We start from the raw sequence: 26,189 nt of genomic DNA on the forward strand, positions 1-26,189 counted from the left end.
CGTATCGCGGCCTGTGCCATTCCTGCGGCAACGCGCCGCAGAAAAGGATTCGGGAGATGGTCGCCATTCCGCTTGCCCACATCAGTTGGGCCATCGCCGACAACGCGGACCGCAAGGCTTGCGACCAGTTCTTCATCGACGTTTTCGGGGCCGAGATCGCCTACGAGATGCTGGTTACACCCGAGGCCGAGGCGATGGGGCTCGACCGCGAAGAGAGCCTGATGATGATCGGCGACACGATGGTGATCCCGATCGCGCCGGCGGGCGCTGGCGCAAAGGCAGGCGCGCCGATCGGCGACATGCTCCGCCGCAGCGCGGCGCCCGGCCGCTGGCTGGGCCTCGCGCTGAAGACCGCCGATCTTGCCGCGGCCGATGCCTGGCTCAGCGCCAAGGGTTTCAAGCTGCACTACGATCCCGGCATGGAAGCGCACTACTTCCTGATCGCACGCTGGCAGGTGCTCGGTGTGCGCATCGAGATCATCAAACAGGACCTGCCGAACGACCCGCGCCGCGATTCCGCCTGGACGCCGGCGAAATGGCGCGACCACCACCCGCTCGGCATCGAAGGGCTGCAAAGCATCGGCGTCTCGGCACCGTCGCTGGAGGCAGCGCGCGAGGTCTGCGCAGGCAAGTTCGAATGGCCCGAACTCGGCACCCGTGATCGGCCCGGCGACCAGGCGATCTGCGCTGCGTTCCACATGGGCGACACGGTCATCGAGGCGCTGGTCGGCGCGAGCGAGGATTCCCCTGTCGCGCGCCACTGCCGTGACATCCAGGGCATCTACTGCATGACCTTCAAGGTGAAGTCGGCAGAGGCGGCGGCGGACTATCTGCGCGGCAAGGGGCTGACATTGATCGGCGACACGGCGGACCGCTTCGCCATCGTGCCGGAGCAAGCGCAGGGCCGGCTGATCTACTTCACCGAGCAGGTGCCGGAGGGCTATCCGCCCTTGGGCTCGCGGATGGGCGAGCCGGCGGTCTTTCCGGTGCCCGAACTTCACTAACCTCTCGCCAATGGCGCATGGAATGTTGCCGCGCGTTTCTGGTGAAACTGTGTTATTTCAGTTGGTTATGGCGATCGGAAAGAGCGCCCGATCCTGCGGAATTTCGGCTATGTAGGAAAGCGGTTTCGCCGACCGCTCGCGCAACTCCCGCACAGGGCCAATCGCAATGTAGGGCTTGTCCGGATGGATAGTTGCCATATGGATTTATGGTTACCTGTACTTTAGTATTTCGATCTACCGGCATAATAGTCGGGCTGCCGGCACTGCGCGAATATTACAATTTGGACATGAAGGCCCGGCTTGGCCGAAAGTTAAGAATAAATTATCCCTGATGCCGGACTTTTACCGCCCAGCCATCGCGCGGAGCGAGTCCATTTCATGCCGATCACGCAATTGTTGAGGCGGTTGTCAGGCGATCAACGCGGCGTTTCCGTGCTGCAGTTCGCCATAATCGCGCCGGCGTTCATCGCGGTCATGATCGCGGTCATCGAAATCGCTTTCGTCTACCTGGCGCAGGGAGGCCTGGAAACCGCGGCGGACGCGGCAAGCCGGGAACTGATGACCGGCCAGGCCCAGCAGGGCGGAATGACCTCTGCGCAATTCAAGACGGCGGTCTGCGCGAGCTTGCCGCCCTATCTGAAGTGCAGCAGCCTGATGATCGACGTGAGCACGGCCAGCAGCTATTCCGGGGCCAATCTCGGCACGCCGACGCTGACTTACGACAGCAGCGGCAACGTCAACAACAGCTTCTCCTACAATCCCGGCACGCAGGGCGCGATCGTCGTCGTCAGGCTGATGTACCTCTGGCCGACCATCACGGGCCCGCTTGGCTTCAACATCAGCAATCAGACGGGCAACAACCGCCTGCTGATCGCGACCTCCGTACTCAAGTCGGAGTATTACTGATGGCGCCTCGCATCGCTCCCTTCCTCAGGCGCCCGTTCTTCAGGCGCCCGTTCCTCAAGCGACTGCGCGAAAGCGCCGACGGCGCCGCTCTGGTCGAATTCGCCGTCGCCTTCCCGGTCCTGCTGCTGCTCTATGTCGGGTCCTACACCCTTTCGGATGCCATCGCCTGCAACCGCAAGGTCACCGTGACCGCGCGTACCCTGACCGACCTCACGACGCGCTATCCCCTTCTGACCCAGGCGGATGCGACCAACATCCTCAATGCCAGTGCCCAGGTCCTGTCGCCCTATTCGGTCAATAATGCGATCATCGGCGTGAGCGAGGTCCAGGTCATCGATGCCACGCATGCGACGGTGATCTGGAGCAAGGCCCTGAATGCCCCGGGACTCACTGCGGGAACCTCGGTGATCATTCCGAACAACATGTCCCCGACGGGGACCTATCTGATCCTCGGCCAGGTCCAGTACGCCTACACGCCCAGCGTTCGCTATTTCAACACCGGCTCGATCAATCTGGCCGATTCCATCCTGATGCTTCCCCGCGTCTCCGATCAGGTGCCACTGACATGAGGAACCCGTTGCTTGCCCGGCTTGCGGCCGGATGCCGTGCGAAGCTTCGCCATCTCAAGGCGGACCGCCGCGGCAACGTCATGATGATCCTGGGTTTCGCCCTGCTCCCCATGGTTTTCGCGACCGGCTTCGGCATCGACTACAATCGGGCGATGAAGCTGAAGACGCGGATGAACGCAGCCGCCGACGCGGCGGCGCTCGCGGCGGTGAACGTCAAGATGATGCAGCAGCCCGACAGCGCGGCAGTGGCAGCGGCGCGCGCCATGTTCAATGCTCAGGTCACCGGCCTGCAGGGCATGGTCTACGACCCGACCAATCCGAACAATCCCACGGTCCAGATCGTCTCGACGGGGGGGTCAACACCGGGCGGACCGTGACCGTGACCTACACGGCGGCCTCGTCTAACGTGTTCAGCGGCGTCCTCGGCGTCCCGACGCTTCCGGTCAACGGCTCGTCGACGGCAAACGCCACGCGCGCGCCGAACATCAATTTCTTCCTGACCATGGATACCTCGCCGTCGATGCTGCTGCCTTCGACCAGCGCTGGCCTCACCGCGATCAGCAACGCCACGTCGACGTCGCATCTGTCGAACGGCTGCGCCTTCGCCTGCCACACCCAGAACCCGCACAACGACAACATCTATATCCAGAACAGCGCGGGCAAGGACATCTGGCTCGACAATTCCAGCGGCAACTGGTGTCCGCTGTCGTCGGTTGGCAGCACCAAGGTGACCTGCACCAATTCCACCCAGTACACGATCGCGAATGGCCAATATGCGGACAGCTATTGGCTCACGCGCCACTACTCGTTGCTCTACAGCGGCAGCAACATCCCGCTGCGCATCGATGAGGAACAGTCGGCGGCGCAGAACCTGATTCCGTTCGCGGTGACCACGGCCACCAACAACCAGGTCACCTACAAGATGCAGCTGTTCACCTATGACTGGACGCATCCGACCAAGTCCAGCCCCGTCACGGCCGTCACCAGTTCGATGAACGACGTGAACAACATGACCAGTTACACGGTGCCCAATTTCTACAACAACCAGGACAACTGGTATAACAACAACTGTCCGACCTCGAGCCTGTGCAACAGTGACCAGGGCACCGAAGTCCACAACATGCTGACCACGATGAACGGGGCGATGCCCGATCCCGGCGACGGCACCACCAGCGCGCAAGCGCAAGAAGTCCTGTTTATCATCACCGACGGTGTCACCGACGAACTGACCGGCGGCAGCCGCCGGAATCGCGAATGGAGCTCCACCAATCTGAGCGACTGCACGACGATCAAGAACCGCGGCATCCGAATCGCGATTCTCTACACCGAGTACCTGCCGGAATCGCTTGCCGGTGACTCGTGGTCGCAGTCCAACGTTGCACCTTACCTGCCCAACGTGGAGGGCGCGCTGAAAAGCTGCGCTTCGGCGCGGCCCGACGGTACGCCGCTCTATTACAAGGTGACCACCGATCAGAGCATTTCGGACGCGCTGACCGCCCTGTTTGCGCTGACCGTGCAATCGGCTCACCTCACGCGGTGAGTTTCGCCCGGTCCGGATGCCGGCCGCCTGTCAGCCCGGCCCCGTAATCGGCCGTTATAGCGGACAAGTCCGGGCGCAGGGTCAACCATCTGGTTGCACCGCTTGCTTCCCGTCAATGCGTGGTTTGCCGTATTCCCTCATCGGGGTCCCAGGCGCTGGATCAGGCCACTTTCCGGCCGGATTCGGAGTGCCCCATGGAACAACCCATACCCTCGCGTCGTCAATTCCTCGCGGCTGTCGGCAACCTCGCCAGCGCGGGCTGGATCGCGATGAACTGGCCGCAGATCGCCATCGCCGCCGAGCATGCCGGCCATAAGATGAACATGGCGGGCATGGACGACGCGCCGCCGACCACGCTCACCACGTTGAGCGCCGCCGAAGCGGCCGAGGTGGACGCGGTCGCGAACCAGATCGTACCCGGCGGCGCCACGCCGGGTGCGCGCGACGCCCGTGTGATCTATTTCATCGACAACGCGCTCGGCAGCTTCTTCGCCGCGCAGCTGCCGGCCTTCCGCAAGGGGCTGACCGAGTTCCAGACCGGCTACGCGGCTAAGTTCGGCGCCGGCAAGTTCTCCGCTGCGCCCGACGCCCAGCAGATCGCCTGGCTCAAGGAGGTCGACAAGACGCCCTTCTTCAACGCGGTGCGGCGCCTGACGGTGCTGGGGCTGATCGCCCTGCCGAAGTACGGCGGCAATCACGACAACCTCGGGTGGAAGCTGCTCGGCGTGGAGGACCAGCACGCCTGGGAGCCGCCCTTCGGCTTCTACGACAAGGATTACGCGGGGTTCCAGCCCTATCCCGGCACCAAGCCCTACAGCGCCTGACGGAGCAGCCCCCATGCCCAGCAAGACATACAAGACCAGCGAGACAGTGGATTTCGTCGTCGTCGGCTCCGGCGCCGCGGGCGGCATCGTGGCGCGCGAGCTGTCGCGCGCCGGCAACAGCGTCGTCGTCATGGAGCAGGGGCCGCGCATGGCGCCCGAGGACTTCGAGCACGACGAGCTGAAGTACCGCAACCTCTCGGGCATCACCAACAACCCGGCGACCAATCCGCAGAGTTTCCGCAGCAGCCCGGACGAGAAGGCCGAGCGCGCGGCCGGCCGTAATCCGCTGACCTATGCACGCATCGTCGGCGGCAGCAGCGCGCACTTCAACGCCAATTTCTGGAGGCTGCACGAGATCGACTTCATCGAGGGCAGCCGGCTGGGCCCGATCGAAGGCGCGAGCCTGGTCGACTGGCCGATCACCTATGCCGAGCTCGAGCCGTACTACACCAAGGTCGAATGGGAGGTCGGGGTCTCGGGGCTAGCCGGTTCGAGCCCCTTCGATTCCTGGCGCAGCAAGCCCTATCCGATGCCGCCGCTGCCGGTGAAGTCGTCGGGCGTTCTGTTCGAGCGCGGCGGGCGCAAGCTGGGCCTGCACCCGTACCCGGCGCCGATGGCGATCAATTCGGTGACCTACAAGGACCGCCCGCCCTGCGCGCAGTGCGGCCTCTGCGGCGGTTTCGGCTGCGAGGTGACGGCCAAGTCGTCGTCTGTATGGACCGTCATCCCAGAGGCCGAGGCGACTGGCCGCTGCGAGGTGCGTTCGGAAAGCTACGTTTTCCGCATCGGCATGAACAAGGCCGGCCGCGCTACGGGCGTCCACTATTTCGACAGCAACAAGGTCGAGCACTTCCAGAACGCGCGCGCCGTGGTGGTCTGCGGCAATGGTTCGGAGACCCCGAAGCTGCTGCTCAACTCGGCCGCCCCCGGCTTCGAGCACGGCCTGGCCAATTCCAGCGGGGCGGTGGGCAAGTACCTGATGTTCAACAAGGGCGGCGGCGCGATGGCGCGGTTCGAGCAGCCGCTCAACGAGTACAAGGGCGCCAACGTCACGCGCGTGATCCACGATTTCTACGATTCCGATCCGAAGCGCGGCTTCTACGGCGGCGGCGGCTTCGATGCGCGCTCGGGCGGCCCGCTGACCTGGGGGCAGAGCGTGCCCAAGGACACGCCCACCTGGGGGCAGGGGTTCAAGGAATACCTCGAATCCTACACCTACTGGATGAACTGCGCGGGCCACGGCACCTCGCTGGCGCAGGAGACCAACCGCATCGACATCGATCCCGAGCTCAAGGACGCCTGGGGCATTCCGTCGATGCGCGTCACCTACAAGGATCACCCCGACGACGTGAAGCATGCCAAGTGGCAGGTCGAGCGCGCCGTCGAGATCATGGACGCTGCCGGCGCCGCGCAGATCGTCCCGGGCGAAGTCGGCGAGGCCAACGGCGGCGTCCACCTGCTCGGCACCTGCCGCATGGGCAACAACCCGGCGACTTCGGTGGTCGACAAGTACAACCGCACGCACGACGTGAAGAACCTGTTCCTCTGCGACGGGTCGAGCATGGTGACCTCGGGCCGCGGCCAACCGACGCAGACGATCGAGGCTCTGGCCTTCCGCACCGGCGACTACATCTCCCGGTTCGCCAAGGCCGGCGAGATCTGAGGCGGCCTGAAGGGAGCGCTTTGGCGGAAGAGAGCTGGGTCGGGTCCGCTGTCCCGACCTAGCTCACTTCTTGCCGAGCCCCTCGGCCAGCATCTTCGCCGTGTCGGCGCTGGTCCAGTCGTGGCCGCCGACGTAGCGCCAGACTTCCTTGCCCGAAGCGTCGTAATAGACCGTCGTCGGCAGCGTGCTCGCGCCGTATTGGAAGGCGAGGTCGTTGCGCTGGTCGAGCCAGGGCTCGAGGTGCTTGAGGCCCTTGCCCTCGAGGAACGGCGCGACCTTCTCGGTGCCGGTCATGTCCTGCGACACGGTGAGCACCTTGATCTCGCCGCCGCGGGTCTCGGCCAGCTTGTCGAGCATCGGCAGTTCGAGCACGCAGGGCGCACACCAGGTCGCCCAAAGATTGACCAGCAGCGGCTTGCCCTTGAACGCGGCCAGCTTGGTCGTCTTGCCCGCGGCGTCGGTCAGCGAGAAGGCGGGCAGCGGACTGCCCTTGTGCGTGTAGTCGATCGCGCCGTTGAGACCTTTGGGCTCAACCGTGTCGGTCGGGATCGCGGCCGTCGAAGCCTGCGGTTGCGCCTTTTCGCCGCTCTCCCTATTGCAGCCCGCGACGGCAACGGCGAGCCCAAGGACGGCGAGATTGAGCGAACGGAACGATAGCAAGGCAGGCTCCAATACCATGTGGGGCGGACGGTTCGCGGAAGGGCCGTCTGCGATCATGCGCGAGATAAATGCCTCGATCCCCTTCGACAAGGCACTCTGGCGGCAGGACATAGCGGCATCGAAGGCCCATGTCGCGATGCTTGGTGCGCAAGGCATCGTCACGGCCGAGGATGCCAAGACGATCGCTGGCGGCCTCGACCAGGTCGCGGCCGAATACGAGGCTTCGGGCGTTCCCGAGAACTGGGACCTCGAAGACATCCACATGACCACCGAGAGCCGGCTCGCCGAGCTGATCGGGCCCGCCGCCGGGCGCCTGCACACGGCGCGCAGCCGCAACGACCAGGTCGCGACCGACTTCCGCCTCTGGGTGCGCGATGCGATGGACCAGGCCGAAGCGGGGCTGGTCGAACTGCAGAAGGCACTCGTCACGCGCGCCGGCGAGCATGCGGACAGCATCATGCCCGGTTTCACCCACCTGCAGACCGCGCAGCCGGTGACGCTGGGCCATCACCTCATGGCCTATTACGAGATGGCCGGGCGCGATCGCTCGCGTTTCGCCGATGCGCGCGCGCGGATGAACCGCTGCCCGCTGGGCGCCGCGGCGCTGGCGGGGACGGGCTTCCCGATCGACCGGGGTATGACCGCGGCGAGCCTCGGCTTCGACGGGCCGACGAACAACAGCCTCGATTCGGTGTCGGACCGCGACTTCGCGCTCGATTACCTGATGGCTGCCGCGCAATGCTCGCTGCACCTCTCGCGGCTGGCTGAGGAATTCATCATATGGGCGAGCCAGCCCTTCGGTTTCGCCGCGCTGCCCGACAGCCTGTCGACCGGCAGTTCGATCATGCCGCAGAAGAAGAACCCCGACGCGGCCGAACTGGTGCGCGGCCATTCGGGGCGGATCGTCGGCTGCCTGACCGCGCTGATGATCACGATGAAGGGCCTGCCGCTGGCCTATTCGAAGGACATGCAGGACGACAAGCCGCCCGTGTTCGAAGCGGCGAGCCTGCTCGCCCTGTCGATCGCGGCGATGACCGGCATGGTGGCCGAGACCAATTTCCGCACGACACGCATGCGCGCCGCCGCCGAGCTCGGCTATGCCACGGCGACCGACCTTGCCGACTGGCTGGTGCGCCAGGCGAACATCCCGTTCCGCGAGGCGCATCACATCACCGGCGCCGCGGTGAAGCTGGCCGAAAGCCGCGGCGTGGCGCTCGATCAATTGCCGCTCGCCGACTTGCAAGCGATCGACGCGCGGATCACCGATGCGGTTTATGCCGCGCTCTCGGTCGAGGCTTCGGTTGCGGCGCGCGCCAGCCATGGCGGAACCGCGCCGGACGAGGTAAGGAAGCGCGTGGCCGAAGCGCGCGTGGCGCTAGGGCTGGAGTAATTCGATGCGCGTTGTAGCAGCCTTGGCGATCGTTCTGGCCCTGTCGGCCTGCGGCGTGCGCCGGGATCTCAAACCCCAGGCGGGCAAGTCGCTGCCGCCCGCACCCTATGGCCGCGAGGAACCGCGCGGGGCGAGCGCCCTGTTGGAGCCTTTGCCGCAGGCCGCGCCCGAACGCACCGTCGAGCTGCGACAGCGCTCCGAAGAACGCGCCGACGATCCCTTCGACCTTCCGCCCTCGGACTGACCTGTTCGTCTTCGGGGCAAACCGAGAAAATCCATGGACCATTTCGACCTGAACAATGGCGTGCTTCACGCCGAGGACGTGCCTTTGACCGCGATCGCCGACGCGGTGGGCACGCCCGTCTATGTCTATTCGCGCGCCACCTTGACGCGCCACGCCCGCGTCTTCCGCGATGCCCTGGGCATCCTTCCCAGCAAGCACATCGCCTTCGCGGTGAAGTCCAATCCCAACCTTGCCGTGCTCAAGCTGCTGGCCAAGGAAGGCTACGGGGCCGATGTCGTCTCGGGCGGCGAGATGGAGCGCGCGCTGGCCGCCGGCATGGCGCCCGATGGCATCGTCTTCTCGGGCGTCGGCAAGACCGCGGCCGAGCTGGTCCGCGGGCTCGAAGCCGGCATCGGCCAGTTCAACCTCGAATCCGAAGAGGAAGGCATCGAACTCGCGGCCCTGGCCGCGGAGCGCGGGCTGGCCGCACCCGCGGTGCTGCGGGTCAATCCCGATGTCGATGCCCAGACGCACGGCAAGATCTCCACCGGCAAGGCCGAGAACAAGTTCGGGGTGCCTTACGATAAGGCTGCGGGGATCTATGCACGCCTGGCCGCCTTGCCGGGGCTGACCATGCGCGGCCTCGCGGTTCACATCGGCAGCCAGCTTGCCAATCTCGACCCGATGGAAGCCGCTTTCGCGCGGCTGGGCGACCTGATGCACGCGATCCGCGGCGCCGGGCACACGATCACCCACATGGACCTCGGCGGTGGCGTCGGCGTCCCCTACAAGGCTGGCGACGTCTATCCGAGCCCGGCGGACTACGCGGCGATGGTCGCGCGCGTCACGGGCAATTGGGGCGTCACGCTGATGTTCGAGCCGGGCCGGATCATCACCGGCAATTCGGGCGTGCTGATCACCCGCGTGATCCGTGTGAAGCCGGGCGTGACCTCGCCCTTCGTCATCGTCGACGCTGCGATGAACGACCTCGCGCGGCCGGCGCTCTACGACGCCTGGCACGACATCGTCGCGGTCCAGCCCAGCGGCGAGCGCTTCACCGCGCATGTCGTCGGCCCAATCTGCGAAAGCTCGGACACGTTCGCCATGGGCCGCGAAATGGACCTGGTGAAGCCCGGCGACCTCGCCGTGTTCCGCACGGCCGGGGCCTATGGCGCGACGATGGCCAACACCTACAACAGCCGCGCGCTGGTGCCCGAGGTCATGGTCGACGGCGATCGCTGGGCCGTGGTTGCCGAGCGCATCGACCCCGCCGCGATCCTCGCCGCCGAGCGTGTGCCGGACTGGCTGGAATGATCCAGGCACTACCTCTCTTCCACCGCATCGCCGGCCAGCCGGTGATCGTGCTGGGCGAGGGGGAGGCGGCCGAGGCCAAGCGGCGGCTGGTCGAGCGGGCCGGCGGGGTGGTCGTCAGTGAGGAGAACCAGGCGGCGCGGCTGGCCTTCGTCGCGCTCGATGCGCCCGAGGAAGCCGCCGCGCGGCTGCGCGCGCGGGGCCTGCTGGTCAACGTCGTCGACCGTCCCGAGCTTTGCGATTTCACCGCCCCGTCGATCCTCGATCGCTCGCCCGTGCTGATCGCGATCGGCACCGGCGGGGCCTCGGCAGGCTTGGCCAAGGCATTGCGACTGCGGCTCGAAGCCCTGCTGCCGCAGGCGCTCGGCCGGCTAGCCGAGGGGCTGGGCGCGGCGCGGACAAAGCTCGGCCAGCGCTGGCCCGACGCCGGCGATCGCCGCCGCGCGCTCGACGCGGCCCTGGGCGAGGGCGGCGCGCTTGACCCGCTGCGGGCTGACAGTGCCGATCGGATCGATGCCTGGCTGGGCGAAGCGAGCGGGGTTGAGCCCAGCGGCGTAGTCGAGATCCGCCTACGCAGCGGTGATCCCGAAGACCTCACCTTACGCGAAGCGCGGTTGCTCGGTTCGGCCGACCTATTGGCGCACGAGGCGGGCGTGCCCGAGGCGGTGCTGGAGCGCGCGCGGGCCGATGCTGCGAGAGTGGTCGTGGTTGCTGGAGAGGCACCACCCGAACGGCAGGGCTTGGTCATCGTCATTCGCATATAACCATTTGAAAAATATGCGATTACAATCTTTTAATTCGGGTTGAGGCACCCGCTTCGACACACTCCCCCAGGCGGGGCGATCGGGCTCCGCATGCCAGGGAGCTCTGCCATGAACCTGCCCAAGATCGACCTTTCGACTCTGCCCGACCTGCACCACCTGACTGGCCTGTTCGGCAGCCTCGTCGACGCCGCCCGCGTCCAGTCGTCGGACGACACGATCGTCATTCTGATGACGTTTCTCTACGAACTGAACCCGACCCGCGGCCTGTTCTGAGGACACCGGGGTGATCGTTCATCCCGCACTGCGCGCGCTGCGGAGCGATTCCGCTCCGCAGCGCGACGCGCAGGAGCGGCTCTACGCCGCGGTAGGCGCCTGGCGCCGCGAACCGCAGGCGGCGGCCATGCTCGCCGAGCTTGCTAATTATGCCGAGGGCCGCGCACTAGCCGACTGCACGGCGTTGGCTGCGCTGTTCGACGAAGGCGATGCGACGGCCCTGCCGCTGATGCAGGGCTTCGCCGCCGCCGCCGCACACGGCCTGACCGAAGCACCGCTCGGCTACCTGCCGCTACGCCATTTCAGCGACGGGGTGATCTCCACCCTGCTGCTCGGCAACGCCGGCGCGGTGACGCTGTCGCTGGTCGCGGTCGACGGCGCCGGCCTTGCCGCGCGGCCGACACCGACCGCGGTCGATTTTCGCCCGAGTGAGGTCGCCGAACACGTGCTGGCGGGTTCGGCCAGCGCGGAATTGATAGGTTGCCGGCCGGTCAGCGACAGCGCAGCGCAACTCGACCGCCGCCCGATCGCACTGGCGCCGGGCCGCGCGATCCATCGCGACGGCGCGAACACGGCGCTGCTGCTCGGCGACGTCTCCTCCTGCCTCGTCACCCTGCGGCTGCAGCGTCGGCGTGCCGAGGACGGGCCGACGCGCGAGTATGCACTGGGCGATGGCCGCCTGCTGCATCTTGCCGCAAGCAATCCGCGCGACAGCCGGCTCGAGCTGATGATGGCGCTCGCTGGCCGCATGGGTCGTAGCGATGCCGCGCCGCCGATCGCCGCGCTCGCGCTTGGCGAAGGCAGCACCGCGCTGCGTTGGCAGGCGCTGCGCGAGTGTCTGGCGCTCGATACGCTGACCGGCTTCCAGGCGCTCTGCGCTGTCGCCGCGTCTCCCGGCGATCCGCTCGCGGCCACGGCCGGCGCCTTGCGGGCGCAGCTCATCGAAACCTATCCGCAACTCAAGCAGGTCGACCTATGCCCCGCGTAATAGACTATGCCAACGACACCACCGCGAGCGTCGCCGAATGCGTCGACGAACTGCGCGCCAGGGGCTTCGAGCCGACCGACGAGGAGAGCTTGCAGCACGCCGCCGGCTTGCTGCGGCGGCTCGGCAACGACCGTACCTTCCTCGGCGATCTGCTGGTCGAGGAACTGAGCAAAGGCACGCGCGACGACGAGGGCATGGCTTCCTACGGCCCGCAGGTCATCATGCTCTCGCCCGCCGGCGCGGCGCCGGACTTCTTCCTGCGCGCCAACATCTGGCCTTCGCCCGACGAGCACGCGATGCGCGCCAGCGGCGCCTCGACTTTCGTCTATGGCGTGCCGCACGATCACAATTTCGACTTCCTGACGCTCGGCTACTTCGGCCCCGGCTACTGGAGCGACTACTACGAATACGATTACGCGAGCGTGGAGGGCTGGCGCGGCGAGCCGGCGGACTTGCGCTTCGCCGAGCGGACGCGGCTCGAAGAAGGCAAGATCATGCACTACCGTGCGCACCGCGACATCCACGCGCAGCACGCGGCCGACGCGCTGTCGGTCTCGATCAACGTGGTGCACGCGGGCTCGGCGCAAGGCTGGCTCGACCAGTACCGCTTCGATCTGGGCGCCGGGCGCGTCACCGGCATCCTCAACAACGGCGCGAGCGAAGCTTTCGTACGGATCGCGGTCGGGCTGGGCAGCGAGGAGGCGAAGGACCTGGCCTGGCGCTTCGGCAAGGCCCATCCCAGCGACCGTATGCGCCTCGCCGCCTGGTCTGCGCTGGCTTCGATCTCGATCGATCCCGATACAGTCTGGAAAGAGGCTGAGCGGGCGGGCAGCCGGTTAGTGGCAGCTGAGGCGAGGGCGTGCCGGCGTGAGTTGGAGGCCATTCCCGTCGGCTGACGATCTGCTACCATCGCCCAATGCTCGATCGCCGCACCGCCGTCCTAGGCCTTGGAATTCTGCCGTTTGCGGCTGGTTCCGCGCTTTCCGCTCCGCCTCCGCCGCTGCGCAAACCACCGCGCCTCAAGGCTGGCGACACGGTTGCGCTGATCGAGCCCGCGGGCTTCACCGAGGACAAGTTCGACCTCGAACAGGTGCTCGCCACGATTCGCGCGATGGGGCTGGTGCCCAAGCCCGCGCCGCACGTGATGAAGCGCTACGGCTACCTCGCCGGCACCGACAAGGACCGCGCGGCGGACATCGACGCGGTCTATGCCGACAAGGACGTCCGCGCGGTCTTCGCGGTGCGCGGTGGCTGGGGCTCGGCGCGGGTGCTGCCCTATCTCGACTGGGACGTAATCCGCGCCAATCCCAAACTGCTGGTCGGCTTTAGCGACGTAACCGCGTTGCACCTCGCTTTCGCAGCGAAGACCGGCTGTCCGACGATCCACGGCCCCGGCGCGGCGAGCTCCTGGGGAGCGCTGTCATGGGACTCGTTCCGCCGGCTGGCTTTTCTCGGCGAGACCCCGACCTGGCGCAGCCCCGCACCCAGCGAAGACCGCCTCGCGCCGCGCAGCGGCATCCGCACCTTCCGCGGCGGCAAGGCGAGCGGGCGCCTGCTCGGCGGCAACCTTGCGGTGCTTTCGGCCATGGTCGGCACGCCCTACATGCCCGACTTCACCGGCGCGATCCTGTTCCTCGAAGAGACGGGCGAGGCCGAATACCGCCTCGACCGCATGCTGACCCAGCTCGGCCTTGCGGGCATCCTCGGAAAGGTCGCCGGCGTGGTCTTCGGCCAGTGCACGCGCTGCACGGGCGAGGAGGCCAACTACAGCGGCTTCACCGTGTCCGAAGTGCTCGACCAGCACTTCGCCCCGCTAGCTGTGCCCGCCTTCCAGGGCGCGCTGATCGGCCACATCGCCAACCAGTTCTCGATGCCAGTGGGGATCGAGGCGGAGATCGATGCCGATGCGGGGACGATCCGGATATTGGAGCCGGTGGTTACCTAAAGCATACCCCCTGCCAACGCATCAATCGCGCCCTGCAAAATCACCGCCGCCGCGGCCGAATCGATCCGCTCGGCCCGCTTGGCCCGGCTCATGTCCTGCTCGATCAGCCCGCGTTCGGCGCCGACGGTCGACCAGCGCTCGTCCCACAGCAGGATCGGCAGGCCGAGCACGGCCAGGTTCCTCGCATAGGCCCGGCTCGACTGGGAGCGGGGGCCTTCGCTGGCGTCCATGTTGAGCGGCAGGCCGATGACGAAGCCCTTGACCGAGCGTTCCTTCGCCAGCGCGCTCAGCAGTTCCTTGTCGGCGCCGAACTTGCCGCGCTTCAGCGTCTTGCCCGGCGAGGCGAAGCGCCAGCCGGCGTCGCAGAAGGCCGTGCCGATCGTCTGGGTACCGAGGTCGAGCCCGATCAGCGCGCCGCCCGCGGGCAGCGCATCGCGGAACTCCAGTGCGGAGGTCGTGATCAGTGCTGCTGGTTGGCTTGCCATGCCGCTACCCGTTTCGCGACGTCGGCGCGCAGATTGGCCCAGAACAGCGGGATGTCATAGACGTGATAGTTGTTCCCCGGGCCGACATAGGGCCCCATCTTGGGCGGATCGCCGATATAGAGGAAGCCGTCTGGCCCGCAGCGCGCCGGGACCATCGCCGGGATCAGCGCGCCGGTCTTCTTCTCCAGATCGGGTACCAGCGTGCCGAGGTTGGCTTTCGCCTCCGCCTGGCCGCCTGCGGCGCCGGTCAGCGGGTTGGTGCAGAGGAAGGCACTGCCGCCCACCGGCTTGCCGTCGAGGCCAGGGCGCGCGGCGTAGCTCTCGAGCAGCATGTGGTTGTCGGCCGGCTCGGCGAAGGACAGCCAGCTGACCACGCAGCCCGGCTGGTCGTCGCGCGCGCAGGCGGGCAGGCCCATCATCTGCAGGTCGTGCCCGAGCGAGATCGGCCAGCCGATCGCGTAGACCGCGGCGATTCGCTTGGCGAGCGGGGTGCCGGCGACGCGGTCGCGCAGCAGGCGCTTGAGGTGCAGCGCGCCCTGGCTGTGGCCGGCGAGGACGATCGGCTGGTCCTTGGCCGTTCCCGCGACGAAGGCGTCGAAGGCCAGGAGGACGTCGGCATAGGCGGCGTCGATCGCCTCGTTCGCCTGGGGTTCGTCGGTCAGGAAGGCGCCGAAGGCGGCCTGGCGATAGCGCGGCGCCCAGAGGTCTGGGCTGGCGTTGAAGGCGCTTGCCATGCCGCGGACGAAAGTCTCGGCCAGATCGCGCGACTTGGCGTCGTCCAGCGGCGCGTTCCACTGCGCCTTTTCCAGATAGGAGGTCGGGTGGATGAAGAACACGGCCGCAGGCAGCGTGGTGGCCTCGGGCTTGAAACCGGGCGGCAGCCAGTGCGACGGGTCTTTCGCGCCGAGCCCGGGGCGGGCGATCCACATCGCCGGATCGTCATAGACATTGGCGGCCAGCGCGCGCTGCGGCGTGAACTTGGCGGTCGGGACGAAGGCGATCTTGGTCAGGCTGTCGGACCACAGCACCAGCGCCACGGCGCCGGCGAGCAGCAGCACGACGAGCACCGCCATGATGTAGAGGAATTTCCGTACCAAGCTGTCAGCCCACCCGTTCCGCTTCGTGGCGGGCGGCTTCGCGCTCCAGCCAGATCTTGATCATCGCGACCATCGGATCGGCGAGGATCAGACCGATGATGCCGAACAATACGCCCATGATCAGCTGCATGCCCAGCACCAGCGCCGGCGCCAGGTCGACCGTGCGCCGCGCCACCATCGGCACGATGATGTTGCCGTCGACCGTCTGCACGACGACGTAGACGATGATGCAGTAGATGCCCATGTCGAACCCGCCCGAGAAGCCGACGAGGATCATCAGGAGGCCCGAAAGCGGCGCGCCGATGTTGGGCAGGAAGGCGAGCAGGCCGGTGAGCAGCCCGAGCAGCGCCGCCATCGGCACGCCGTAGGCCATCAGCAGCAGCCAGGTGCAGATGCCTTCCAGCGTCATGCCGAGCAGCCGTCCGGCCATCAGTCGGCGCAGCGACGAGCCCATGAGCTGGGCGGTACCTTCGAAATAGTCTCGGCGATCGCTGGGGAACAGCCAGGCGACGCCGCGCCGGTAGAGCCGCGGTTCGACGGCGAAATAGATGCCGAGCACGATGACCATGACCACTGTGCCGACCGTCCCGATCACGCCGCCGACCACGCGGGTGAGTTGGCCGACACCGCCGAGCCCCTCGCGAATCAGATCCTTGAAATCGGTCGCCTGGATGGCGAAGCCGTGCGCGCGCAGCCAGTCGATCACCTTGAGCCCCTGGGCTTCGACCGTCGCGGGCAGGGCGGCCGCCTGGGCGGCGATCTGGCTGCCGGCGAAATAGGCGGTCCAGATTAGGAAGGCCGCGACCAGGATCAGGACGATGGCGACTCGCCAGCCGCGTGCGATCGGCAGGACCCGGTCGAGCAGCCGGGCGCCGCCGTCGACCATCGCGGCGAAGACCATTGCGGCGAAGACCACCAGCAGCGGCTGCGCCAGAAGCACCACTAGCGCGAATGCCGAGGCGATGCCGATCCAGACGAAGGCGCGCTTCGCTTCCTCGCGCAGCAGCGGATCGGAGATATCGGTTGGGCCGGCTCGCTCGCGCGCGCGTTTGCGCTTGGGTGCGGCGGCCTTGACCACGGTGCTGGTGACGACTTCGGGGGTTCCCGTGATGGCCTCTGCCCTGGGCAGCGCGCTCGCGGGATCGTCGGCCATCAGGGCTTGGCCTTGGGTGCTATCGCGGGGCGGAGCGTGTTCCACGAGCGGCCCTCACGCAGTGCGCTCCACCAGCTCAGCGGATTCCAGGTCTGGCTGCCGTCGAGCGAGAAGGTGACGAATTCGGCGCGGCCGCCGATGTTCGACAGCGGCACCGGTCCGCCGAGGCCGTTCTCCTCGGTCGGCGCGCGGCTGTCGGCCGAATGGTCGCGGTTGTCGCCCATCAGGAAGACATGGCCGGCGGGCACGGTGATTTCGGCGAAATGGTCAAGTTCCTGATCCCGGTGGTCGATGATCAGATAAGTCGCGCCGTTGGGCAAAGTTTCGCGGAAGGTCGGCAATTCGAACACTTCGCGGCCGCTGGGCAGGCGCGTGCGGTATTGCGCGAAGGCGTCGTAGCAGGGCCCGTCCTCGAACTGGCCGGTGCATTTCAGCTTCTCGTCGACCGGAATCTGGACCGCTGGCTCGATCGCCTGGGGCACGGGCTTGCCGTTGAGCACGATCTGGCCGTTGACCACGGCGATGCGATCGCCCGGCAGGCCGACGACGCGTTTGATCAGGTCCTCGTTGCGGTTCTTGGGCACGACGATGACGATGTCGCCGTATTCGGGCGTGCTCCCCCAGATGCGCCAGGTGCCGCGGGGCAGCAGGTGGAACGAGACCGAGGACCAGTTCCAGCCGAACGGATACTTGCTCACCACGAGCCGGTCGCCGACCAGCAGGTTGGGCATCATCGAGATCGACGGGATGTAGAACGGCTTGGCGATCAGACTGTGGAAGGCGAGCACCGCCAGCAGCATCAGCGCGAGCCCGCGCAGTTCGCCGAGCCAGTCAACCTTCTGGTGCGGCTTCGCCTCGGGCGCAGGGGGAGGTGTCGTTTCGGTCACGTCGCTGTTCGCGTCATTGTTCACAGGGCCAGGATTGGTCACAGGGCCAGGTCTTTCACAGGGGGAAGCGCCTCGATGATGACGAAGGCCTGGGCCCAGGGATGGTCGTCGGTGAGAGTCAGATGGACCACGGCCTTGTGCCCGGCCGGGGTCAGCTTTTCCAGCCGCGCCGCCGCGCCGCCGGTCAGCGAAAGCGTCGGCGCGCCGCTCGGCATGTTGACCACGCCGATGTCCTTGAACGCAACGCCCTCGCCGAAGCCGGTGCCGATCGCCTTGGAGAAGGCTTCCTTGGCAGCGAAGCGCTTGGCCAGCGTGCCGGCGCGGGTGAAGGGGCGCTTGGCTGCCTTGGCCCGCTCGGCTTCGGTGAAGACGCGGTTCTCGAAACGCTCGCCGAAACGGTCCAGCGAGGACTGGATCCGCTCGATATTGCAGAGGTCGGAGCCGATGGCGATGATCAACTGTGCCCCCTCATCTCGCATCGTCCATCAGCTGCCGCATCTGGCGGATACTGGCTTCTAGCCCGACGAAGATCGCCTCGCCGATCAGGAAATGCCCGATGTTGAGCTCGGCCAATTGCGGAATCGCGGCGACGGCGGCGACATTGTCGAAAGTCAGGCCGTGGCCGGCATGCGGCTCGATGCCGTTCTTGGCGGCGAGGGCGGCCATGTCGGCGATGCGGCGCAGTTCGGCGGCGCGGGCCTCGCCCTCGGCATGAGCATATTCGCCGGTGTGCAGTTCGACTACCGGCGCGCCGAGCATCATTGCCGCCTCGATCTGGCGCGGGTCGGGCGCGATGAACAGGCTGACGCGGATGCCGGCGTCGCTGAGCCGGCTGACGAAGGGCGCCAGGTGGTTATGCATGCCTGCGGCGTCGAGCCCGCCCTCGGTCGTGCGCTCCTCGCGCCGTTCGGGGACGATGCAGGCCGCGTGCGGTTTGTGGCGCAGTGCGATCTCGAGCATTTCCTCGGTCGCGGCCATTTCAAGGTTCAGCGGCAGGCCGGTGGCGGCCTGGATGCGCGCGAGGTCGTCGTCGCGGATGTGGCGGCGGTCTTCGCGCAGGTGCGCGGTGATGCCGTCGCCGCCCGCGCCGGCGACCATCTCGGCCGCGCGCACCGGATCGGGATGATCGCCGCCGCGTGCGTTGCGGATCGTCGCGACGTGATCGATGTTCACGCCCAATCTAAGCGCAGGGGGGCGAAGGAAAGAGGCGCGGAGCAACTCGCTCATCTCAGGCTGCCGCGCGGCTCCCGGGCTTGATCGCCTGGGTAGCGGCGAGTTCGGGCGGAAGCTCGTCCTCGGCATAGGTCGGGAAGTTGATCGCGGTCAGCGGATAGAACGGCACGCCGAGGTCGACCTGGCCGCCCGAGCGGTCGACCAGTGCCGCCGCGGCCACCACTTCGCCGCCGGCTTGCTCGATCGCCTTGATCGCTTCGCGCGAGGAAAGTCCGGTCGTTACAACGTCTTCCACCATCAGCACCTTGTCGCCCGGGTTCAGGGCAAAGCCGCGGCGCAGCTCGAAGGTTCCCGTCGGACGCTCGACGAACATCGCCTCGACGCCGAGCGCGCGGCCCGTTTCGTGGCCGATGATGACCCCGCCCATGGCCGGCGAGACGACCTTGCCGATCTCCTTGCGCAGCTCGCGCGGGAGCTTGCCGACGAGCGCGATGGCGAGCCGTGAGGCGCGGTCCGGGTCCATCAGAACGCGGGCGCATTGCAGGTAATAGGCGCTGTGCCGGCCCGACGAGAGCAGGAAATGTCCCTCCAAGAGCGCCTTGCTGGCGCGGAACTCGGCCAGAACCTCTTCGTCCTGCATGACGCGACATGTCCTTCTATAGATAATGCGCCGCGAAAGGCGGCTTTAGGGGGTTGGGTAAAAATTCCCCTAGAGGCGCTTGAGACTGCCCGCAAGCGCGCGTATAGGCCGCGCCCAATGGGGTTCTCTCCCCATGGCTCCACGACAGGCGAGAGGGGGCAATATCTCTCGCAGTTGATCGAAAGCGAAAGCAAGAACACGATGAAATTCGGCGAACATGCACGGGCCGCGAGCGACAAGATCCTGGCTCTCGGTATCTCCCTTGTCGCTCTGACGGTGCCGCAGCTGGCCTTCGCGGCCGCTCCCGCGGCAGCGGCTTCCGCAGCTCCCTCGGCCGCTGCGGCAGCTGGCTCCTATGTCCCGATGACGCCCACCGAGGGCAAGGGCATGCCGGTTCCCGATGCGATCCACCTGCAGGACCAGTACTCGCCGCTCGGCGAATATGCGCACTGGTTCCACAACGACGTGCTGATGCCGATGATCACGATCATCGTGATCTTCGTGCTCGCGCTGCTCGTCTGGGTGATGGTCCGCTACAACAGCAAGTCGAACCCCACGCCGTCGAAGACCAGCCACAACACGCTGATCGAAGTGGTCTGGACTTTGGTCCCCGTGCTCGTTCTGGTCGGCGTCGCGATTCCCTCGATCAGCCTGCTCGCCAAGCAGTACAAGCCGGCCCCGGCCAAGTCGCTGACGATCAAGGCGACCGGCAACCAGTGGTTCTGGTCCTATACCTACCCCGACAACGGCGGCTTCGAAGTCGTTTCTAACATGCTGAACATCCCGGGCCAGCCGGTGGTGAACAACGGCGTGCGCGAGGTCGGTTCCAAGCCTTACGACGGTCCTTCGCACCTTGAGGTCGACAACCGCATGGTCGTGCCGGCCGGTGAGCCGATCCGCCTGCAGGTGACCGGCGCCGACGTGATCCACTCGTTCGCCGTGCCTTCGCTGTGGTTCAAGCTCGACGGCGTGCCCGGCCGGATCAACGAGAAGATGATCTTCATCGAGAAGCCGGGCGTCTATTACGGCCAGTGCTCCGAGCTTTGCGGTGCCCGTCACGGCTACATGCCGATCGCAGTCGAAGCCCTGCCGCGCGCGCAGTTCAACGCCTGGGTGCTCCAGCAGTCGGGGGGCGTGATCGACCACCAGCCCAAGCCGGCCGCCGCCGCTGCTCCGGCGGCTGAGGCCGCTGCGCCTGCCGCTTCTGAAGCCGCTGCACCTGCTGCCGCCGCTTCTGCCGCTGCGGCCCCCGCCGCGACCGCCACCGCTTCTGCTTCGCCGGCCCCCAAGGCCTGAGCTTTCCGATAGGGTTATCCAATCATGGCAACCACCGCCCCCGATCCTTCCAGGCGCACGGCGATCATCATCACGCTGACCACGCGCACGACCATCCGGGCTTCTTCGCCCGCTGGTTCATGTCCACCAACCACAAGGACATCGGCACGCTCTACCTGATCTTCGCGATTTGCGCGGGGATCATCGGCGGCGCCGTTTCCGGCATGATGCGCGCCGAGCTCGCCGAGCCCGGCATCCAGTATCTCGGCACTTTCGCCTCGTGGTTGGGTGAAAAGAACCCGACCTTCGACCAGCAGCTCCACCTGTGGAACGTGCTGATCACCGCGCACGGTCTGATCATGGTGTTCTTCATGGTCATGCCGGCGATGATCGGCGGCTTCGGCAACTGGTTCGTGCCGCTGATGATCGGCGCGCCGGACATGGCCTTCCCGCGGATGAACAACATCTCGTTCTGGCTGACCGTCGCGGGCTTCTGCTCGCTGATGATCTCGCCGTTCGTGCCGGGCGGCACGGGCAACGGCGCCGGCACGGGCTGGACGGTCTACGCGCCGCTTTCGACCTCGGGCTCGCAAGGCCCCGCGGTCGACTTCGCGATCTTCTCGCTGCACCTTGCCGGTGCCGGCTCGATCCTCGGTGCGACCAACTTCATCACCACCATCTTCAACATGCGCGCGCCGGGCATGACCCTGCACAAGATGCCGCTGTTCGTCTGGTCGGTGCTGGTCACGGCCTTCCTGCTGCTGCTCGCCCTTCCGGTTCTCGCCGCGGCGATCACCATGCTGATCACCGACCGTAACTTCGGCACCACCTTCTTCGACGCTTCGGGCGGCGGCGATCCGGTGCTCTACCAGCACCTGTTCTGGTTCTTCGGCCACCCCGAAGTCTACATCATGATCCTGCCGGGCTTCGGCATGATCAGCCAGATCATCTCGACCTTCTCGAAGAAGCCCGTGTTCGGCTATCTCGGCATGGCCTACGCCATGGTCGCGATCGGCGTCGTCGGCTTCATCGTCTGGGCGCACCACATGTACACCACGGGCATGTCGGTAAACACGAAGATGTACTTCACCGCCGCGACCATGGTCATCGCGGTTCCCACCGGCATCAAGATCTTCTCGTGGATCGCGACGATGTGGGGCGGCTCGATCACTTTCAAGTCGCCGATGGTCTGGGCGATCGGCTTCATCTTCCTGTTCACCGTCGGCGGCGTGACCGGCGTCGTGCTCGCCAACGGCGGCATCGACGACTACATGCAGGACACCTACTACGTCGTCGCGCACTTCCACTACGTGTTGTCGCTGGGTGCGGTGTTCTCGCTCTTCGCCGGGTTCTACTACTGGTTCCCGAAGATGAGCGGCCGGATGCACTCCGAGTTCCTCGCCCACCTGCACTTCTGGGTGTTCTTCGCGGGCGTGAACATCATCTTCTTCCCGCAGCACTTCCTTGGCCTGCAGGGCATGCCGCGCCGCTATCCGGACTTCGCGGAAGCCTATGCCCACTGGAACCGCGTCTCATCGGAGATCGGCTACACGACGATGGCGCTGGGCATGCTGATCTTCTTCGTGAACATCGGCTACTCGCTGTTCGCCGGCAAGAAGGCGGCAGACAACTACTGGGGTGAAGGCGCGACCACGCTCGAGTGGACGCTGTCGAGCCCGCCGCCGTTCCACCAGTTCGAAACCCTGCCCGTCATCGACGACAAGGGTCATCACTGATGACAGCCCGCCCCGGAAGGGGCGGGCGCAAACACCCTCCGCTTGCCGGAGGGGCTAGGGAGGGGCATGTTGCGGACCGCAGCGTGCCTTTTCCCTTTTAAGGTGATAGGACACCGGCCTAGCCGGGCATGATATGACAACGACGACAGCCATCCAGCCGCTTCCCGCCGAATGGCGCGATTTCTTCGCGCTGACCAAGCCGCGGGTGATGAGCCTCGTGATCTTCACCGGTCTCTGCGGGCTGCTCGCGGCGCCGCAGACGATCAACCCGGTGCTGGGGTTTACCGCGATCCTCTGCATCGCTGTCGGCGCAGGCGGCGCTGCGGCGCTCAACCAGTGGTGGGAAGCCGATCTCGACGCCGGCATGAAGCGCACCGCCGGGCGACCGCTGCCGGCCGGGCGCATGGAGCGCACCTCTGCGCGCGACTTCGGTGTCGGGCTTTCGGTCGCCTCGGTCCTGCTGATGGGCCTTGCCATTGGCTGGCTGGCCGCGGCGATCCTGGCGCTGTCGATCGTCTATTACGCGGTGATCTACACGATCTGGCTCAAGCCGCGCACGCCGCAGAATATCGTCATCGGCGGCGGCGCCGGTGCCTTCCCGCCGCTGATCGGCTGGGTCGCGGCGACGGGCGACATCACCGCCATGCCGGTGATCCTCTTCGCCATCATCTTCTTCTGGACCCCGCCGCACTTCTGGGCGCTCGCGCTGTTCGTCAAGACGGACTACGCCAAGGTCGGCATCCCGATGATGCCGGTGGTCGCGGGCGAGACCTCGACCCGGCGCCAGATCCTGTTCTACGCCGTGCTGCTGCTGCCGTTGTCGGCACTGCCCTGGTTCATCGGCGGAACGGGCATGGTCTATGGCGTGACGGCGCTGGTGCTGTCGGCCGTGTTCCTGCTGCTCTCGATCCGCGTCGGCCTGCGCGAGACCGCGCCGGAGGGCGACACGATGAAGCCCGAGAAGCAGCTTTTCGCCTATTCGATCATCTACCTCTTCGCGCTGTTCGCGGCGCTGGTTGCAGATCACTGGCTGGTGGTGCAGGGAGTCACGGCATGAACCAACTCGATCCCGAGGCTGAACGCCTGCGCATCATTCGCGGCCGCAACCGCGTGTTCGGCGTGCTGCTGATCGGCTTTGCCGTGCTGATCTTCGCCATTTCGATCGCCAAGATGAGCTGACTGCCGTGAGCGCCGACCGCAAGAACCGCCAGACCGCCATGATCATGGGCGGCGTCGCGCTCGCCATGCTGGGCCTGGGTTATGCGGCGGTGCCGCTCTATCGCATGTTCTGCCAGACCACGGGCTTCGGCGGCACGACCATGCGCGTGACCGAGGCCCAGGCTGCCACCGTCCGCTCCACCACCACCGACATCCGCATCCGCTTCGACGCCAATGTCGAGCGCGGCATGCCCTGGGAGTTCAAGCCGGTCCAGGCGGTCGACACCGTGGCGATCGGCGTGCGCGACATGGCGATCTTCACCGCCAAGAACCTGTCGGACAAGCCGATCACCGGCACCGCCAGCTTCAACGTCGAGCCCGAGCAGGCGGCGCGCTATTTCGACAAGATCCAGTGCTTCTGCTTCACCGAGCAGACGCTGAAGCCCGGTGAGCAAGTGCGCATGCCGGTGATCTACTACGTCGATCCCAAGATCCTGGACGATCCCGACAACAACGACGTTCACGAGATCACTCTCAGCTACACTTTCCACGTCACCCCCGCCGGTGGCGACAAGCTGGCCGACCACAAAGAGGCTGGCCAGAAAGAGACTGGGGCCACCGGTGCGAAGGCACTGGACCGCGCCAAGACAGGCGGTTAAGGGCCTTTCGGAATTCATCTCGGCGGCATAGCGCCGCTACACTACGCAACAGGGACCAGAGGCAATCATGGCCGGAACCAAGAACCACGACTACCACATCCTGCCGCCCGACATCTGGCCGCTGGTGGGCTCAATCTCGGCGCTGACGCTGACGAGCGGCGGCGTGCTGTTCATGCACAAGATGCCCGCGGGCAAGTACGTGCTGCTGGCGGGCCTCTTCGGCGTGCTGCTGACGATGTATTCCTGGTGGTCGAACGTGATCAAGGAAGCCCACGCCGGCGATCACACCCCGGTCGTACAGCTCCACCTGCGCTACGGCATGATCCTGTTCATCGCTTCGGAAGTGATGTTCTTCGTCGGCTGGTTCTGGGCCTTCTTCGACTTCTCGCTGTTCCCCAACGAACTCGCCGAGGTCGTGGGCGGGCAATGGCCGCCCAAGGCGATCGAAGCGGTCATGGATCCGTTCGACCTGCCGCTGCTCAACACGCTGATCCTGCTCTGCTCGGGTACGACGGTGACCTGGGCGCACCACGCGCTCATCCACGGCGACCGTGACGGCCTGAAGAAAGGCCTGTGGCTGACGATCATTCTGGGCGTGTTGTTCACGTCGATCCAGGCCTACGAATATGTCCACGCGCCCTTCGCCTTCGGCGGCAACACCTACGGTTCGGCGTTCTACATGGCGACCGGCTTCCACGGCTTCCACGTCATCATCGGCACGATCATGCTGATCATCTGCCTGAAGCGCGCCTACAACGGCGACTTCACGCCGAAGCAGCACTTCGGCTTCGAGGCGGCGGCTTGGTACTGGCACTTCGTCGACGTCGTCTGGCTGTTCCTTTTCGTCGCAGTCTATGTCTGGGGCGGCTGGGGCTACCCGACCCATTGATGATCCGATGAACGGCGAAAGCCACGAAACCAAGGGGCAGCCGGGACTAGTCTCGGCTGCCCTTTTCGGTCTCTGCCCCCGTTGCGGTGCGCGGACTCTGTTTGATGGCCTGGCGAAGTTCGCGCCGCGCTGCCGCGCCTGCGGGCTCGACTTCTCGACCTTCAACGTCGGTGACGGGCCAGCGGCCTTCCTCACGCTGATCGTCGGCGCGCTGGTCGTGGCCGCGGCGATAACGCTGGAGCTTTCGGCGCACCCGCCCTTCTGGGTCCACATCCTCCTCTGGGTGCCGATCACCGCCGCGGCAGTGGTCTGGGGTCTGAGGGCAGGCAAGGGCGCGCTGCTCGCCGCCGAATACCAGCGCCAGGCCGGCGAACACCGTACCGAGGACGAATGATGCGCCGCTTACCCCTGATCCCGACCCTGCTGGTGCTGGCGGCGGTCGCGATCATGATTCGCCTCGGCTTCTGGCAGATATCGCGGATGCACGAGAAGGAAGCGCTGCTCGCGCGTTACGCTGCGGCGCAGACGATGTCCGCCGACGTGCCGTTCCCTCAGGATGCCGTCGCAGCGCGGAACGTGCTCTACCGACATGCGCGGGTCGATTGCCGCCAGGTGACCGGCATCACCGTCATCGCTGGGCGTAGCGCCCAGGGCGGATCGGGCATGGCGCATGTCGCCGACTGCTTGATCGACGGCGGCGAGAAGGCGCGCGTCGTGCTCGGCTGGTCGCGTGATCCGGCACCAGTCGAATGGCGCGGCGGCGAGGTCATGGGCATCGTGGCTCCCGGTCCGCGCCTCGTCGCCGATCCGCCGCTGCAGGGGCTGGCGCCGAATGCGCGCCCCGACCCGGCCGATATACCCAACAACCACTGGTCCTACGCCATCCAGTGGTTCCTCTTCGCCGCCACCGCGCTGGTGATCTATGGCCTGGCGGTGCGGAAGCGCCTTGCCGGGGAGCCTCCACGCCGCTAACCGCG

Annotated in this window: 30 protein-coding genes and 1 pseudogene; 23 read left to right on the forward strand and 8 right to left on the reverse strand. The window is 66.4% G+C overall.

Going from position 1 to position 26,189, the window contains the following annotated elements; genetic code table 11:
• Positions 1-56: 56 nt before the first annotated feature.
• The 7 genes from KRR38_RS26450 (at position 57) to KRR38_RS26480 (ending at position 6,506) form a co-directional block, all read left to right on the forward strand.
• Positions 57-1,004, forward strand: a complete 948-nt coding sequence (locus tag KRR38_RS26450; RefSeq protein WP_217406399.1) for a glyoxalase — start codon at positions 57-59, stop codon at positions 1,002-1,004.
• 432 nt (positions 1,005-1,436) lie between these two features.
• Positions 1,437-1,910 carry a pilus assembly protein gene (locus KRR38_RS26455; RefSeq protein WP_309141148.1) on the forward strand — a complete coding sequence of 158 codons (474 nt, stop codon included), beginning with the start codon at positions 1,437-1,439 and terminating at the stop codon, positions 1,908-1,910.
• Complete coding sequence (locus KRR38_RS26460; RefSeq protein WP_217406401.1) at positions 1,910-2,479, forward strand: TadE/TadG family type IV pilus assembly protein; 570 nt, start codon at positions 1,910-1,912, stop codon at positions 2,477-2,479. Before KRR38_RS26455 ends, KRR38_RS26460 begins: the two co-directional genes overlap by 1 nt.
• Positions 2,476-2,856 carry a TadE/TadG family type IV pilus assembly protein gene (locus KRR38_RS26465; RefSeq protein ID WP_217406402.1) on the forward strand — a complete coding sequence of 127 codons (381 nt, stop codon included), beginning with the start codon at positions 2,476-2,478 and terminating at the stop codon, positions 2,854-2,856. The genes KRR38_RS26460 and KRR38_RS26465 overlap by 4 nt, the downstream gene beginning before the upstream one ends.
• Positions 2,853-4,019 (forward strand): hypothetical protein, encoded by a 1,167-nt coding sequence (locus KRR38_RS26470; protein WP_217406403.1) that lies wholly within the window; start codon positions 2,853-2,855, stop codon positions 4,017-4,019. The genes KRR38_RS26465 and KRR38_RS26470 overlap by 4 nt, the downstream gene beginning before the upstream one ends.
• A gap of 194 nt (positions 4,020-4,213) precedes the next feature.
• Positions 4,214-4,843, forward strand: a complete 630-nt coding sequence (locus tag KRR38_RS26475; RefSeq protein ID WP_217406404.1) for a gluconate 2-dehydrogenase subunit 3 family protein — start codon at positions 4,214-4,216, stop codon at positions 4,841-4,843.
• Between the two features lie 13 nt (positions 4,844-4,856).
• Entirely contained in the window at positions 4,857-6,506 is a 1,650-nt protein-coding gene (locus KRR38_RS26480) for a GMC family oxidoreductase (protein ID WP_217406405.1), read from the forward strand.
• Positions 6,507-6,569: 63 nt separating this feature from the next.
• Here the strand turns inward: KRR38_RS26480 and KRR38_RS26485 are convergent, their stop codons facing one another.
• On the reverse strand, positions 6,570-7,166 hold the full coding sequence (locus KRR38_RS26485) for a TlpA family protein disulfide reductase (RefSeq protein ID WP_254514983.1): 597 nt from the start codon (positions 7,164-7,166) through the stop codon (positions 6,570-6,572).
• A gap of 16 nt (positions 7,167-7,182) precedes the next feature.
• Between KRR38_RS26485 and argH the strand changes: the two genes are divergently transcribed.
• From argH to KRR38_RS26525, 8 genes are all read left to right on the forward strand, one after another.
• Complete coding sequence (argH, locus tag KRR38_RS26490) at positions 7,183-8,556, forward strand: argininosuccinate lyase (RefSeq protein ID WP_217406407.1); 1,374 nt, start codon at positions 7,183-7,185, stop codon at positions 8,554-8,556.
• A 4-nt stretch (positions 8,557-8,560) separates the two neighbouring features.
• Complete coding sequence (locus KRR38_RS26495) at positions 8,561-8,800, forward strand: hypothetical protein (protein ID WP_217406408.1); 240 nt, start codon at positions 8,561-8,563, stop codon at positions 8,798-8,800.
• Between the two features lie 33 nt (positions 8,801-8,833).
• Positions 8,834-10,093: a diaminopimelate decarboxylase gene (lysA, locus tag KRR38_RS26500; protein ID WP_217406409.1), complete on the forward strand. Its 1,260-nt coding sequence runs from the start codon at positions 8,834-8,836 to the stop codon at positions 10,091-10,093.
• The gene (locus KRR38_RS26505; RefSeq protein WP_217406410.1) at positions 10,090-10,854 is read left to right on the forward strand and encodes a bifunctional precorrin-2 dehydrogenase/sirohydrochlorin ferrochelatase; all 765 of its coding nucleotides are present in this window, start codon (positions 10,090-10,092) and stop codon (positions 10,852-10,854) included. Before lysA ends, KRR38_RS26505 begins: the two co-directional genes overlap by 4 nt.
• Positions 10,855-10,962: 108 nt before the next feature.
• Positions 10,963-11,127, forward strand: a complete 165-nt coding sequence (locus KRR38_RS26510; RefSeq protein ID WP_217406411.1) for a hypothetical protein — start codon at positions 10,963-10,965, stop codon at positions 11,125-11,127.
• 10 nt (positions 11,128-11,137) lie between these two features.
• Positions 11,138-12,115, forward strand: coding sequence for a hypothetical protein (locus KRR38_RS26515; RefSeq protein ID WP_217406412.1), 978 nt, complete (start codon positions 11,138-11,140; stop codon positions 12,113-12,115).
• Entirely contained in the window at positions 12,103-13,011 is a 909-nt protein-coding gene (locus KRR38_RS26520) for a transposase (protein WP_217406413.1), read from the forward strand. The genes KRR38_RS26515 and KRR38_RS26520 overlap by 13 nt, the downstream gene beginning before the upstream one ends.
• Positions 13,012-13,031: 20 nt before the next feature.
• The gene (locus KRR38_RS26525; protein ID WP_217406414.1) at positions 13,032-14,060 is read left to right on the forward strand and encodes an LD-carboxypeptidase; all 1,029 of its coding nucleotides are present in this window, start codon (positions 13,032-13,034) and stop codon (positions 14,058-14,060) included.
• Here the strand turns inward: KRR38_RS26525 and ruvX are convergent.
• Genes ruvX through pyrE form a run of 7 tightly spaced genes read right to left on the reverse strand, consistent with a single transcriptional unit; the run spans position 14,057 to position 19,495 of the window.
• On the reverse strand, positions 14,057-14,545 hold the full coding sequence (ruvX, locus tag KRR38_RS26530; protein ID WP_217406415.1) for a Holliday junction resolvase RuvX: 489 nt from the start codon (positions 14,543-14,545) through the stop codon (positions 14,057-14,059). The two genes, KRR38_RS26525 and ruvX, sit on opposite strands and share 4 nt — an antisense overlap.
• On the reverse strand, positions 14,521-15,642 hold the full coding sequence (locus KRR38_RS26535; protein WP_217406416.1) for a DUF3089 domain-containing protein: 1,122 nt from the start codon (positions 15,640-15,642) through the stop codon (positions 14,521-14,523). Before KRR38_RS26535 ends, ruvX begins: the two co-directional genes overlap by 25 nt.
• Before the next feature lie 4 nt (positions 15,643-15,646).
• Positions 15,647-16,795, reverse strand: a complete 1,149-nt coding sequence (locus tag KRR38_RS26540; protein WP_217406417.1) for an AI-2E family transporter — start codon at positions 16,793-16,795, stop codon at positions 15,647-15,649.
• Positions 16,795-17,682: a signal peptidase I gene (gene lepB, locus KRR38_RS26545; RefSeq protein WP_309141210.1), complete on the reverse strand. Its 888-nt coding sequence runs from the start codon at positions 17,680-17,682 to the stop codon at positions 16,795-16,797. Before lepB ends, KRR38_RS26540 begins: the two co-directional genes overlap by 1 nt.
• A 38-nt stretch (positions 17,683-17,720) precedes the next feature.
• Positions 17,721-18,140: a holo-ACP synthase gene (gene acpS / locus KRR38_RS26550; protein ID WP_217406418.1), complete on the reverse strand. Its 420-nt coding sequence runs from the start codon at positions 18,138-18,140 to the stop codon at positions 17,721-17,723.
• 10 nt (positions 18,141-18,150) lie between these two features.
• The gene (locus KRR38_RS26555; protein WP_217406419.1) at positions 18,151-18,909 is read right to left on the reverse strand and encodes a pyridoxine 5'-phosphate synthase; all 759 of its coding nucleotides are present in this window, start codon (positions 18,907-18,909) and stop codon (positions 18,151-18,153) included.
• A 1-nt stretch (position 18,910) separates the two neighbouring features.
• Positions 18,911-19,495 (reverse strand): orotate phosphoribosyltransferase, encoded by a 585-nt coding sequence (gene pyrE / locus KRR38_RS26560; RefSeq protein ID WP_217406420.1) that lies wholly within the window; start codon positions 19,493-19,495, stop codon positions 18,911-18,913.
• A 201-nt stretch (positions 19,496-19,696) separates the two neighbouring features.
• Here pyrE and coxB point away from each other — a divergent pair, with 201 nt between their 5' ends.
• The 8 genes and pseudogenes from coxB to KRR38_RS26595 all read left to right on the forward strand — a co-directional run bounded on the left by coxB (position 19,697) and on the right by KRR38_RS26595 (position 26,184).
• Entirely contained in the window at positions 19,697-20,791 is a 1,095-nt protein-coding gene (coxB, locus tag KRR38_RS26565) for a cytochrome c oxidase subunit II (protein WP_217406421.1), read from the forward strand.
• Positions 20,792-20,815: 24 nt separating this feature from the next.
• A pseudogene (ctaD, locus tag KRR38_RS26570) lies at positions 20,816-22,506 on the forward strand (cytochrome c oxidase subunit I).
• Positions 22,507-22,639: 133 nt separating this feature from the next.
• Positions 22,640-23,563, forward strand: coding sequence for a heme o synthase (locus KRR38_RS26575; RefSeq protein WP_217406423.1), 924 nt, complete (start codon positions 22,640-22,642; stop codon positions 23,561-23,563).
• Positions 23,560-23,685, forward strand: a complete 126-nt coding sequence (locus KRR38_RS37120; protein ID WP_256449516.1) for a hypothetical protein — start codon at positions 23,560-23,562, stop codon at positions 23,683-23,685. The genes KRR38_RS26575 and KRR38_RS37120 overlap by 4 nt, the downstream gene beginning before the upstream one ends.
• A complete protein-coding gene (locus tag KRR38_RS26580) occupies positions 23,682-24,323 on the forward strand; it encodes a cytochrome c oxidase assembly protein (protein ID WP_217407479.1) in 642 nt (213 codons plus the stop codon). The genes KRR38_RS37120 and KRR38_RS26580 overlap by 4 nt, the downstream gene beginning before the upstream one ends.
• 67 nt (positions 24,324-24,390) lie before the next feature.
• Positions 24,391-25,212 (forward strand): cytochrome c oxidase subunit 3, encoded by an 822-nt coding sequence (locus tag KRR38_RS26585; protein ID WP_217406424.1) that lies wholly within the window; start codon positions 24,391-24,393, stop codon positions 25,210-25,212.
• Between the two features lie 7 nt (positions 25,213-25,219).
• Positions 25,220-25,606 (forward strand): DUF983 domain-containing protein, encoded by a 387-nt coding sequence (locus KRR38_RS26590; protein WP_217406425.1) that lies wholly within the window; start codon positions 25,220-25,222, stop codon positions 25,604-25,606.
• Entirely contained in the window at positions 25,606-26,184 is a 579-nt protein-coding gene (locus KRR38_RS26595) for an SURF1 family protein (protein WP_217406426.1), read from the forward strand. Before KRR38_RS26590 ends, KRR38_RS26595 begins: the two co-directional genes overlap by 1 nt.
• The last annotated feature ends 5 nt before the right edge of the window (positions 26,185-26,189 follow it).

The organism is Novosphingobium sp. G106 (assembly GCF_019075875.1).
Classification (GTDB): domain Bacteria; phylum Pseudomonadota; class Alphaproteobacteria; order Sphingomonadales; family Sphingomonadaceae; genus Novosphingobium.